11 protein-coding genes are annotated in these 12,238 nt (G+C 72.4%); 4 read left to right on the top strand and 7 right to left on the bottom strand.

Translation table 11 applies throughout. The annotated features are described in order from the left end of the window. Window positions 1–6: 6 nt before the first annotated feature. From AB0B86_RS25950 to pgsA, 4 genes are all read right to left on the bottom strand, one after another. A complete protein-coding gene (locus AB0B86_RS25950) occupies window positions 7–510 on the bottom strand; it encodes a hypothetical protein (RefSeq protein WP_357419980.1) in 504 nt (167 codons plus the stop codon). Window positions 511–596: 86 nt separating this feature from the next. Further along, window positions 597–1,757 carry a glycosyltransferase family 4 protein gene (locus AB0B86_RS25945; protein WP_357419979.1) on the bottom strand — a complete coding sequence of 387 codons (1,161 nt, stop codon included), beginning with the start codon at window positions 1,755–1,757 and terminating at the stop codon, window positions 597–599. Window positions 1,758–1,807: 50 nt separating this feature from the next. After that, window positions 1,808–2,746 carry a phosphatidylinositol mannoside acyltransferase gene (locus tag AB0B86_RS25940; RefSeq protein WP_357411875.1) on the bottom strand — a complete coding sequence of 313 codons (939 nt, stop codon included), beginning with the start codon at window positions 2,744–2,746 and terminating at the stop codon, window positions 1,808–1,810. A 31-nt stretch (window positions 2,747–2,777) separates the two neighbouring features. Continuing rightward, window positions 2,778–3,407 carry a phosphatidylinositol phosphate synthase gene (gene pgsA, locus AB0B86_RS25935; RefSeq protein ID WP_357411874.1) on the bottom strand — a complete coding sequence of 210 codons (630 nt, stop codon included), beginning with the start codon at window positions 3,405–3,407 and terminating at the stop codon, window positions 2,778–2,780. Between the two features lie 249 nt (window positions 3,408–3,656). Between pgsA and AB0B86_RS25930 the strand changes: the two genes are divergently transcribed. After that, entirely contained in the window at window positions 3,657–5,810 is a 2,154-nt protein-coding gene (locus tag AB0B86_RS25930) for an elongation factor G-like protein EF-G2 (RefSeq protein ID WP_357419976.1), read from the top strand. 185 nt (window positions 5,811–5,995) lie between these two features. On the opposite strand, the gene AB0B86_RS25925 is transcribed toward AB0B86_RS25930, so the two are convergent. Next, window positions 5,996–7,054 carry an aldo/keto reductase gene (locus AB0B86_RS25925; RefSeq protein ID WP_357419974.1) on the bottom strand — a complete coding sequence of 353 codons (1,059 nt, stop codon included), beginning with the start codon at window positions 7,052–7,054 and terminating at the stop codon, window positions 5,996–5,998. Window positions 7,055–7,151: 97 nt separating this feature from the next. On the opposite strand from AB0B86_RS25925, the gene AB0B86_RS25920 reads away from it, so the two are divergent. After that, entirely contained in the window at window positions 7,152–7,634 is a 483-nt protein-coding gene (locus AB0B86_RS25920; protein WP_357411871.1) for a hypothetical protein, read from the top strand. 34 nt (window positions 7,635–7,668) lie between these two features. Here AB0B86_RS25920 and AB0B86_RS25915 read toward each other — a convergent pair whose 3' ends face one another. After that, window positions 7,669–8,181, bottom strand: coding sequence for an HIT domain-containing protein (locus AB0B86_RS25915; protein WP_357411919.1), 513 nt, complete (start codon window positions 8,179–8,181; stop codon window positions 7,669–7,671). 177 nt (window positions 8,182–8,358) lie between these two features. Here AB0B86_RS25915 and AB0B86_RS25910 point away from each other — a divergent pair, with 177 nt between their 5' ends. Next, complete coding sequence (locus AB0B86_RS25910) at window positions 8,359–9,087, top strand: D-Ala-D-Ala carboxypeptidase family metallohydrolase (RefSeq protein WP_357411870.1); 729 nt, start codon at window positions 8,359–8,361, stop codon at window positions 9,085–9,087. 127 nt (window positions 9,088–9,214) lie between these two features. On the opposite strand, the gene thrS is transcribed toward AB0B86_RS25910, so the two are convergent. Next, a complete protein-coding gene (thrS, locus tag AB0B86_RS25905) occupies window positions 9,215–11,224 on the bottom strand; it encodes a threonine--tRNA ligase (RefSeq protein WP_357411869.1) in 2,010 nt (669 codons plus the stop codon). A gap of 176 nt (window positions 11,225–11,400) precedes the next feature. On the opposite strand from thrS, the gene AB0B86_RS25900 reads away from it, so the two are divergent. Continuing rightward, a partial coding sequence (locus tag AB0B86_RS25900) for a DUF1775 domain-containing protein (protein WP_357419971.1) occupies window positions 11,401–12,238 on the top strand: 838 nt, incomplete at its 3' end.

Here is a 12,238-nt window from a genome sequence, read left to right as displayed (position 1 = left end):
GACGGGTCAGGTGGCCGGGACGTCCGCCGGGACGGTGAGTGTCGGGTCGTCGATGTCGAAGTAACGCGGCCACTCCCGGCCCCGTCCCATCCGGAACAACCGCACCAGCGGCCGGCTCCGCGCCGAGCGGGCGTCGCGGACCAGGTCGGTGTGCACCTGCCGGGACAGCGCGAGCCGGCGACTGGCGGCGATGACCGCCCCACAGTCCGCGTCGCCCGGGTCCAACTGCACGCCCCGCAGCTGCCGGGTCAGGTCGTTCTCCGCCGCCTCCCGCTCGTCCGGGCCGGCGTCCAGGGCGATCCGGGCCGCCGCGTACAGCTCCACACCGAAGCGCCGCTCGGCCAGCACGGCGGCCGCCGCGGCCCGGCGCAGCAGGTGGGCGTCGAGGGCCCGGGCCGCCAGCTCCGCGCGGCCCTGCAATCGCTCCACCCGGCCGGCGGTCCAGACGAGGTACGCCGCGACCAGCCCCAGGACCACGATCGCGGCCACCACCCACCACATGTGCGGCATCGTAGTGCTGCTCCGTTTCGCCTCCGATTGGGCGCGGCCCCACACCGGTCACCCCGGTCGTCGTCCGCACCGTCCGTCACCCCGGCTCAGCCCAGCCCCACCCACTCCTGGTCGATGACCCGCCCGTCGGTCGCCTCGATCGCCGCTGCGTATACCTCCAGAACACGGCGAGCAACCACCGGCCAGTCGAAATTCGCCACCACCTGATCGCCGCACGCGCTCAACGCGGCCCGCCCGGCCGAGTCGTCGAGCAGCTCGGTCACGGCGTCGCGCAGCCCCACCGGGTCACCTGTGGGAAAGAGCCGACCGGCCCGGCCACCGTCGAGGACCCGCCGGAACGCGTCCAGGTCGCTGGCGACCACCGTGGTGCCCGCGGCCAGCGCCTCGGTGAGGATCATGCCGAACGACTCGCCGCCGGTGTTCGGTGCCACGTAGAGGTGCACGCTGCGCAGCATCCGTGCCTTGTCCGGTTCGGTGACCAGGCCGAGGAACGTGATCCGCTCGTGCAACTCGGCCGGGAACTGGTCGAACAGGTCGTCCGGGTCCCCCGGGCCGGCGACGAGCAGCCGCAGCCCGGGCCGGTTCGCGGCCAACGCCACGAACGCGTCACGCAGCACCGGGAAGCCCTTGCGTGCCTCGGTGAAGCGGCCCAGGAAGCCCAGGGTGCCGCCGCTGCCCGGGGCGCACTCCCCCGGCCAGCCCGGCAACGGCTCGGCGTCGGCGAACTTGGCCACCGCCACCCCGTTGGGGATCTCCACCGCCCCGCCGTCCATGTGCTCGACCTGCACCTTGCGGGCCAACGCGCTGACCGCGATGCGGGCGGTGATCCGCTCCAGCACGATCTGCAGCACGCCCTGGGCGGCGGCCAGCACCCGGGAACGGGTCATCGCGGTGTGGAAGGTGGCCACCACCGGGCCGCGCGCCGAGAGCACGGCCAGCAGCGACAGGCTCAGCGTGAGCGGCTCGTGCACGTGCAGCACGTCGAAGTCGCCGTTGATGATCCAACGCCGGACCCGGGCGGTGGAGACCGGGCCGAACGCGATCCGGGCCACCGAGCCGTTGTACGGCAGCGGCACGGCCCGACCGGCGGACACCACGTACGCCGGCAGCGGCGAGTCCTCGTCGGCCGGGGCGAGCACGCTCACCTCGTGGCCGAGCGCGATCAACGCCTCGGCCAGGTCCATCACGTGGTTCTGCACCCCACCTGGCACATCGAAGGAGTACGGGCACACGATGCCGATCCGCATGCGTCAGCGCCCCCTGTCCGTGATCGTGGGACACCATCCCACAGTGCCCATCACCCCTCAGGCTGGCCGGCGGCCGGGGCTGGCGGCGTCGTGCCGTCCCCCGACCTCCGCTGGTCCAGCCACATCCGCTGCAACATGTGCCAGTCTTGCGGATGTCGGGCGATACCCGCCGCCAGACGGTCGGCGATCAGCTGGGTCAGCGACCGGACCCGCTGGTCCAGCGGCCCGGACTCGGGCCCCGGCACCGGCAGCGGGCCGGCGAGCGACGCGCACGCCGCATCCGATTCGTACCACATCGAGGCCACGTAGAGCGGCGCACCGGTGTGCAACGCGAGCAGCGCCGGCCCGGCGGGCATCCGGGTCTTCCCGCCGAAGAAGTCCACCTCGACCCCACGGGCGGACAGGTCCCGGTCGGCCAGCAGCGGCACCACCGCACCGGCGCGTAACCGGTCCAGCAGCACGTCGAACGCCGGACGCGCCCCACCGTGGGTCGGCAGGATCTCCATGCCGAGGACCTCGCGGAACGCGAAGAAACGCTTGTACACGCCCTCCGGTTTGAGCCGCTCCATGACCGTGGTGATCGGCCAACCGGTGGCCGCCACCCAGGCGCCCGCGGCGTCCCAGTTGCCGGCGTGCGGCAGCGCCACCACGGCACCCCGACCGGCGGCCACGTCGGCGGCGAGCAAGTCCGCGCCGTCGAGTCGGAAGCCGGCCAGGATCTGCGCCCGGCTCAACGTGGGCAGCCGGAACGCCTCCATCCAGTACCGGGCGTACGAGCGCAGCCCCCGCTTGACGAGGTCCTCCAACTCGGCGTCGGGCAGCTCCGGCCCGACCACCCGGCGCAGGTTCGCGCGCAGTCGGGCCGTACCCCCGCCCGGGCGGCGATAGGCGCGGTCCGCGCCCGCCTGGAACGCCGCTGCCACCAACGGCCGAGGTAACGCGCGGACCACCCGCCAGCCGGCGACGTAGCCGAGCTCGGTGAGGTTCACGCGGCCCGGCCGCCGATCGCCACCGCGGCGCTCACGCCTGACCGTCCGGCTGGCGCTGCTGGGCCTGGCGGTAGACGTGCGCCATCCGCTGCGCCACTGTGAAGATCGACACCGCGGCGAGCAGCCAGAGCGCGATTTCCAGCGCCGGCTTCACGTTCAGGCCGGTGAGGATGCCGCCGACCCCGACGATCAGCAGCCGTTCGGTGCGCTCGGCGATGCCGACGTTGCAGGTCATGCCGAGCCCCTCGGCCCGCGCCTTGACGTAGGAGACCAGGCTGCCGGCGGCCAGGCAGATCAATGCCGCCGCCACCCCGGAGTGGTCACCCTGGGTGGCCAGCCAGTACGCGACAGCGCCGAAGACGGCGCTGTCGGCGACCCGGTCCATGCTTGAGTCGAGGAACGCCCCGAACCTGGTGGAGCCGCCGCTCATCCGGGCCATCGTCCCGTCGAGCAGGTCGGTGAGCGCGAAAACGGTCACGATCAACGCGCCCGCGACCAGGTGGCCGCGGGCACCGAAGCCGAGCGCGCCGACGAGCACACCAACGGTGCCCGCGACGGTGACGGCATTGGGGGTGACGCCCGCGCGCAGCAGGGCGCGGGCAATCGGCTCGACGACGCGGGTCATCCCCGCGCGGGCCGACACTTGGAAGATCTTCGCCATGGCGGTCCCCACGATAACGGTCCGCCCAGGTCCGGCGATACGGCCGCCCCTGCGACCCGCCCGGGAGAGGCTTGTGCCTACCCGACAACGGGTGTGAGATCGAACCGGAAGGTGAGCCAGCTCACCCGCCAACCCGTCCCGTTCCCGTTGTGCACGAGACCACCGGAGGATACTGCCGCGCACTCGCCCCGGGCCGCTTACCGTCGCGCGGCGGTCGCCACCCACCACCGGCTGAGGGAGGTGCGCCCCATGGCGCAGAAGCATGAGAAGGGTTCCACCGGCGGCACGCCGGTGGTGACCGAACCCGCGCGGGTTCGCAACGTGGTGCTCGTCGGGCACTCCGGAGCGGGCAAGACGACACTTGTCGAGGCCCTGCTCGCGGCGACCGGCACGATCGGCCGGGCCGGCGCCGTGGTCGACGGCACGACTGTCGGCGACCACGACCCCGCGGCCGTACGCCAACAGCGGTCGGTCAGCCTGTCCTGCGCGCCGCTGCTGCACAACGGCATCAAGGTGAACCTGCTGGACACCCCCGGGTACGCCGACTTCGTCGGCGAACTGCGCGCCGGACTACGGGCCGCCGACGCCGCCCTCTTCGTCGTCTCCGCCGCGGGTGGCATGGACGCGGCCACCGTCGCGCTCTGGGAGGAGTGCGCCGCTGTCGACCTGCCCCGGGCGGTCGCGGTCTCCCGACTGGACCAGCCCCGCGCCGACGTCGACGAGACGGTGGCGCTCTGCCAGCGCCTCTTCGGCGACAACGTGATGCCGCTCTACCTGCCGATGCTCGGCGACGACGGGGTGTCCACCGAGGGCCTGCTCGGTCTGATCACCCGCCGGGTGTTCGACTACAGCGCCGGTCTGCCCGCCGACGTCCGCGACCCCGACCCGGAGCACCAGCGGGCCATCGACGAGTCCCGTGACGAGCTGATCGAGGGGATCATCGCCGAGAGCGAGGACGAGACCCTGATGGACCGCTACCTCGACGGCGAGGAGATCAGCGACGAGGTGCTCATCGACGACCTGGAGAAGGCCGTCGCCCGGGGGCACTTCTACCCGGTGGTGCCGGTCTGCGCGCAGACCGGGGTCGGGTTGGACGTGCTGCTGGAGGTGCTCACCGCCGCGTTCCCGTCGCCGCTGGAGCACGAGTTGCCGGCGGTGACCGGCGTGGACGGCTCGCCGCGTCCGCCGCTGACCTGCGACCCGGACGGGCCCCTCGTCGCCGAGGTCGTCAAGACCACTGTCGACCGGCACGTCGGTCGGGTCTCACTGGTCCGGGTCTTCTCCGGGACGCTGCGCCCCGAGCAGACGGTGCACATCTGCGGGCACGGGATGGCCGAACGCGGCCACCCCGATCACGACGCCGACGAGCGGGTGGGGCACATCTACACCCCGCTGGGCGCCAGCCTGCGGGAGGTGCCGCTCTGCGTGGCAGGCGACATCTGCGCGATCACCAAGTCGGGCACCGCCGAGACCGGCGACACCATCGCGGCCAAGGACGACGCGCTGTTGATCGCCCCCTGGGAGATGCCGGAACCGCTGCTGCCGGTGGCGGTCGTCGCCCACAGCCGCGCCGACGAGGACGCCCTGGCCCGCAACCTGGCCCGGCTGGTCGCCGGCGACCCCACCCTGCGGCTGGAGCGCAACCCGGAGACCCACCAGCTGGTGCTCTGGTGCATGGGCGAGGCGCACGCCGACGTGCTGCTCGACCGGCTGCGTGCCGGCGGTGTCGAGCTGGACACCGAGCCGGTCAAGGTGTCACTGCGCGAGACGCTCACCGTCCCCGCGAAGGGGCACGGCCGGCACGTCAAGCAGTCCGGCGGGCACGGCCAGTACGCGGTCTGCGACATCGAGGTCGAGCCCCTACCGCAGGGCGGTGGCTTCGAGTTCGTCGACCGGGTCGTCGGTGGCGCGGTGCCGCACACCTACATCCCGTCCGTGGAGAAGGGCGTCCGCGCCCAACTGGAGCGCGGCCTGGTGGCCGGCCACCCGGTGGTGGACCTGCGGGTGACCCTGGTCGACGGCAAGGCGCACAGCGTCGACTCCTCCGACGCGGCCTTCCAGACCGCCGGCGCGCTGGCCCTGCGGGATGCCGCCGACCGCGGTCAGCCCGCGCTACTGGAACCGATCGACGAGGTCACCATCCGGGTGCCGGACGGCTCGGTGGGTCCGGTGCTCGGCGACCTGTCCGGCCGTCGCGGCCGGGTGCTCGGCACCGAACCCGACCCGGACACCGACGGCCGCACCCTGGTCCGCGCCGAGGTGCCGGCCACCGAGCTGCTGCGCTACGCCGTCGAGCTGCGCTCCCTGACCGCCGGCATCGGCACCTTCCGCCGGCAGTTCGTCCGCCACGACCCGATGCCCGCCCACCTGGCCGACCAGTTCCGCAAAGAACAACTCCCGTAACCCCGCCCTCCCCGCCCCGCCCCGCCCGCCCCTCCCCGGTCGACCCTCCCCGGTCGATCATGGACTTGTGGTGGGCGGTACAGGAGGATGTGACCCTTTTGCGGGCACCACAACTCCTTGATCGACCGCGGGGGGGGAAGGGCGGGAAGGGCGCGGGGTGTTGGGGTGGGGCAGGGGTGGGTGGGTCAGGGGTGGATTTTGGGGTGGGTGGGGCTGGGCCAGTGTGGGCGGTCGGCGTCCCGTAGGGCGGCGGTACGCAGGGCTGCCAGCTGGCGCTCCACCTCGACGAACTGGTCCGCCGGCAACGGACCCCACCGCAGCGCGGCGGCGTTCTCCTCGACCTGGGCGACAGTACGGCAGCCGGGGATCGGGATGGTGCGGCCGCTGCGGGCCCAGATCCAGCCCAGCGCACCCTGGGCGAGGGTGCGCCCGTCGGCGGTGAGCGCGGCACGGACCGCGGCGACCCGACGCAGCCACTCCGGCGCGGGCCGACCGCCACGGAACCACTCCAACCAGCCGGGGGTCAGCCCGCGGACGTCGTCGCGGGGCAGCACCGACCCGGCCACGTACTTGCCGGTGAGCAGCCCCATGCCCAGCGGGCCCCGGTTGACGCTGGCCAGGTCGTACTTGTCGCAGACGGCGAGCAGCTCCGGAGCGTCCCGCAGCACGGACAGGGTGTGTTGCACGGCGGTGCCACAGGTGGCGGAGTGCCCGAACGCGGTGGCCCGGTCGGGACGGTCGGTGCTCCACCCGTACGCCCGGATCAGGCCCTCGGCGACCAGGTCCTCACAGGTGCCGATCAGTGCCTGCGCCCGCGGCACCGACAGGTCGGCGAGGTGCAGCTGGTAGAGGTCGATCCGGTCGGTGCCCAGCCGGCGCAGCGAGTCGGTCACGGCCCTGCGCAGGTACCCGGGCGACGCGTCCTCCCCGGTGGCCTGTCGGCTCGCCTCGTCGAAGGTGTAACCCCACTTGGTGGCGATCACTGCCTCGTCCCGGCGGCCGGCGAGCGCCCGGCCGAGGACCCGCTCACTGTGCCCGGCGCCGTACGTGTCGGCGGTGTCGAAGAGGGTGACGCCCTCCTCGAGCGCCCGGCGGACCGTACGCACCGACTCCTCGTCGTCGACAGCACCCCAGCCCAGCGGTTGGGTGCCCTCCGCCCAGGGGCCGCCGATCGCCCAGCAGCCCATACCGAGGGCGCTGACCTCGATGCCGCTGCGTCCCAACGTCCGTGTCGTGACTGCCACCGGCCGATCGTGCCACCTCCACGGGCCCGGACGTAGCAGATCCCGAGGCCGAAATCGCGGATGCGAGCCGACCCGCCCGTACGGCATGATCGGCCGCATGCGGAGGCTGGGCGTGGACATCGGTGGCGTACTCATCGAGCCGGCCGACGAGGACGCCGACACCTCGTTCTTCGGGGCGCACTACCTGCGTACACCTGCTGTCGACGGGGCGTTCGACGCGCTCGCGGCGCTCGGCCCGGCGTTCGACGAGGTGCACCTGGTGTCCAAGTGCGGGGAGAGCACCGAACGCCGGACCCGGGAGTGGCTGGCCCACCACGACTTTCCGGCGCGCACCGGCATCCCGGTGGAGCGGGTCCACTTCTGCCGTACCCGTCCGGCGAAGGCACCGATCGCCCAGCGCCTCGGGCTGACCCACTTCGTTGACGACAAGCTGGAGGTGCTCGGCTACCTGGAGTCGGTGCCGCACCGCTTCCTGTTCCGGCCCCGCCCGGCGCAGGTCGCCGCACGCGCGGCGCTGCTGCCGCTCGTACACCGGGTGGAGAGCTGGCCGGAGCTGACCCCGCTGCTGCGCGCCGACTAGCCGGACCGGCGCGGGCCCCGCGTGTCGCCGACGGTCAGGACGGCCAGGCCCGGGCCAGCAGGTCGCGGGTGTCGTGCAGCAGTTGCGGCAGGACCTTGGTGCGGCCGATCACCGGCATGAAGTTCGCGTCGCCGCCCCAGCGGGGCACCACGTGCTGGTGCAGGTGGGCGGCGATGCCCGCGCCGGCCACCCCGCCCTGGTTCATGCCCAGGTTGAAGCCGTGCGCGTTGCTGACCTTGCGGATCACCCGCATCGCGGTCTGCGTGTACGACGCCAGCTCGGTGGTCTCCGGCAGGTCCAGGTCGGTGTAGTCGGCGACGTGCCGATAGGGGCAGACCAGCAGGTGCCCAGGGTTGTACGGATAGAGGTTGAGCACCACGAACACGTGCTCGCCGCGGGCCACCACCAGGCTCTCCTCCGGTGGCAGTTGCGGGGCCCGGCAGAACGGACAGCCGGTCGGCTGCTCGTAGCCCTCGGCCGGGCGGTCCTCACCGGAGATGTAGGTCATCCGGTGCGGCGTCCAGAGCCGCTCCAGGCCGTCCGCCATGCCGCCGCTGTCCGTGTGCCGTTCCGCCCCTGTCACGAGCCGATCCTACGGAGCCGGCCAGGCGGGCCGCGACACCCGTCGCCGGGAAAACCCGTTGCTGCAAGTTCTTGACGGATCAACGCCGAAACATGAAGATTCCATGCATCCAAGAACTTCCATGCATTGATGGAGGGCTCCATGATCCGACGGCTCGGCCGGCTTCTCGCGGCACTAGCCCTGACCGCCGCCACCACAGTGGCCGGCGTCACAGTCACCGCCGGCGCCGCACAGGCGGACGGCTGCTACACCTGGGGCCGGACCCTGGCCCAGGGGGCGTCCGGCGAGGACGTCCGGCAACTCCAGATCCGGGTCGCCGGCTATCCCGGCTACGGCGCGGTGCTCGGCCTCGACGGCGCGTACGGCGCGGCCACCCGGTCGGCGGTGATCCGCTTCCAGCAGGCGTACGGGCTGCCCGCGGACGGGATCGCCGGACCGCAGACGTTCAACCGGCTCTACGCCCTCCAGGACGACGACTGCACACCTGCCAACTTCAGCTACGCCGAACTGAACAAGTGCAACAGCGACTGGTCCGGTGGCGCGGTCTCGGCGAGCACCGCACGGTTCAACGCGCTCGTCTCGATGTGGAAGCTCCAGGCCATGCGACACGCCCTCGGTGACGTGTCGATCGCGATCAGCAGCAGCTTCCGCAGCTACTCCTGCAACAGCGCTGTCGGCGGCGCGTCGAACAGCAGACACCTCTACGGCGACGGGGTCGACCTGGTCGGGTCCCCGTCGTTCTGCCGGCTGGCCCAGCAGGCCCGCTACCACGGCTTCGGGCAGATCCTCGGCCCCGGCTACCCGGACCACAACGACCACACCCACGTGGCGGCGGTCGGCGGCTGGTCGGCACCGAACTGCGGCATCTGACAACCCGGCGTCGTCGCCGCCACTGCGTGATGATCGCGCTCGAACATGGAAGTAGTGGCCTCCCGGCGTCGGGAGGCCACTACATCCTGGATCGAGCACGATCAAGCGGGCGGGGAGCCCGTGCGGGCTACTCCGCGGCGGCGGAGGGGCCGACGTTGGTGCGGGAGCTGACCACGTCCAGGATGTGGGTCACCGCCTCGGCGACCGGCACCCCGTTGCGCTGCGAGCCGTCGCGGTAGCGGAAGGACACCGTGCCGGCGGCCACGTCGTCGTCACCGGCGATCACCATGAACGGGATCTTCTGCTGCTGCGCGGTACGGATCTTCTTCTGCATCCGGTCGTCACCCGCGTCCACCTGGGCCCGGATCCCCTCGGCGCGCAGCGCCGCGACGAAGCCGTGCAGGTAGTCGGTGTGGTCCTCGCGGATCGGGATGCCCACCACCTGCACCGGCGCCAGCCAGGCCGGGAACGCCCCCGCGTAGTGCTCGGTGAGCACCCCGAAGAACCGCTCGATCGACCCGAACAACGCCCGGTGGATCATCACGGGTCGCTGCCGGGTGCCGTCGGCGGCCTGGTACTCCAACCCGAACCGCTCCGGCTGGTTGAAGTCGACCTGGATGGTGGACATCTGCCAGGTCCGGCCGATCGCGTCGCGCGCCTGCACGGAGATCTTCGGGCCGTAGAACGCCGCGCCACCCGGGTCCGGCACCAGGTCCAGGCCGGAGGTCTCGGCGGCGGTCCGCAGCGCCTCGGTGGCCTCCGCCCAGTCCTCGTCGGCGCCGATGAACTTGGGCGAGTCGTCCCGGGTCGACAACTCCAGGTAGAAGTCGTCCAGCCCGTAGTCGCGCAGCAGGTCCAGCACGAAGCTGAGCAGCGTGGACAGCTCACCGGCCATCTGCTCGCGGGTGCAGTAGATGTGCGAGTCGTCCTGGGTGAGGCCGCGCACCCGGGTCAGGCCGTGCACCACGCCGGACTTCTCGTACCGGTAGACGGTGCCGAACTCGAACATCCGCAGCGGCAGCTCCCGGTACGACCGCCCGCGCGCCCGGAAGACCAGGTTGTGCATCGGGCAGTTCATCGCCTTGAGGTAGTAGTCCGCGCCCTCCAGCTGCATGGGCGGGAACATGGTGTCCGCGTAGTACGGCAGGTGACCGGAGGTCTGGAACAGCTGCGCCTTGGAGATGTGCGGGGTGTTGACGAACTCGTACCCCGCCTCCTCGTGCCGCCGCCGCGAGTAGTTCTCCATCTCCCGACGGATGATGCCGCCCTTGGGGTGGAAGACCGCCAGGCCGGAGCCGATCTCGTCGGGGAAGCTGAACAGGTCGAGGTCCGCACCGAGCTTGCGGTGGTCGCGGCGGGCGGCCTCCTCCAACAGCTTCAGGTACGCCTTCAGCTCGTCGCGGGTCGGCCACGCGGTGCCGTACACCCGCTGGAGTTGGGGGTTCTTCTCCGACCCGCGCCAGTACGCGGCGGCCGAGCGCATCAGCTTGAACGCGCCGATCAGTCGGGTGGTCGGCAGGTGCGGGCCCCGGCACAGGTCCGACCAGCAGACCTTGTCCTCCTTGGCGTCGAGGTTGTCGTAGATGGTCAGCTCGCCGCCGCCCACCTCCATCACCTCGTCGGTGTCCAGGCCCTCGCCCTTGACCTCGATCAACTCCAGCTTGAACGGCTCGTCGGCCAGCTCGGAGCGCGCCTCGTCCAGGCTGCCGAAGCGGCGACGGCGGAACCGCTGCCCGGACTTGATGATCTCCTGCATGCGCTTCTCGAGCTTGCTGAGGTCATCGGGCTGGAACGGCTTGTCGACGTCGAAGTCGTAGTAGAAGCCGTTCTCGATGGGCGGGCCGATGCCCAGCTTGGCCTCGGGGAAGACGTCCTGGACGGCCTGGGCGAGCACGTGCGCGGTGGAGTGGCGCAGCACGTTGAGCCCGTCCGGCGAATCCAGGCTGACCGGCTCGACGGTCGTCTCCTCGGCCGGCGCCCAGTCCAGGTCGCGCAGCTGACCCTGCGGGTCGCGGACCACGACGATCGCCTTGGGGCCGTTCGCGGGCAGTCCGGCCGCGGCCACCGCGTCGGCCGCCGTCGTCCCGGCGGCGACGACGACGGGGTCGGCCACGGCGGGGGTACGGGGTGCGGACACGATGACTCCTCCAAGCGGTACGAAACGGTGCCGGTCCTCGGCTCCTGCCGATGCTATCGGTCGCGGCGTCGCCGCCTTCCGGACGGCTCGCGTTGAACCTTTCGCGCCCCGCAGCCGAACTACCAGGTGTGGCCGGAAACCGGTGCCGGCCACGCGGACACGGATGGGGGCACGAGATGGCGAGCAGGCACGGTGGCGGACGTCCGCGGCGGATCGCGGCGGTGACGGCGCTGACCGCCGCCGGGCTGCTGCTCTGGCCCGGCGCGGCACGGGCGGCGGACGTGAGCACCACCCCGACGGAGGCGCGGCAGGGCGACGCCGTACGGCTGGAGTTCACAGTTCCGGAGGAGCGGGCCGGCACCAGGACCACCCAGATCGAGGTCCGGATGCCTGTCGACGCGCCGATCGGCGAGGTCTACCCGATGTCCGTGAACGGTTGGGCGCCCCGGATCAGCTCCCGCACCCTGGACAAGCCGGTGGCCGGCATCCACGCCTCCGGGGTGAGCACTGTGACCACCGCGGTGACCTGGGTCCGGGTCGGCGAGAGCGACCCCGGCCCGGCCCGGTTGGCGCTGTCCATGGGACCGATGCCGCAGACCGAGCGGCTCACCTTCGAGGTCGTCCAGACGTACGCCGACAAAACGGTGGTCCGGTGGGCGGACGCCGCCGGACCGCACCGGGCTCCGACGCTGACGCTGCTGCCGGCGGCCCCGGGCGCCGCCGGACCGGCAGCGCACGGCGGCGGCCACGGTGCCCCGGGCGCCGGGGCACCGGGCGGCGGCGCGCCCGCCGACGGTGGCGGAGTCGACGCCGACCCGGCCGCACGCGCGGACGGGGACGTCGAGGAGTCCGGCAACGCCGACGGGTTGCTGGCCGCCGGCCTGCTCGCCGGACTCGGCGGCGGCGCGGCCATCGGCTGGTTGCTCAGCCGGTGGCGCCGACGCGACCCCGACGAGGCCGCCGCGCTCGCCGAGGTCACCGGCGACCACGCCGCACCCACGACCCTGGCCGAGG

The sequence above is a fragment of the Micromonospora sp. NPDC049047 genome (genome assembly GCF_040649135.1).
Classification (GTDB): Bacteria; Actinomycetota; Actinomycetes; order Mycobacteriales; family Micromonosporaceae; genus Micromonospora.
The sequence above is the reverse complement of the archived record's forward strand: the minus strand, read 5'-3'. Positions and strand labels throughout refer to the sequence as shown.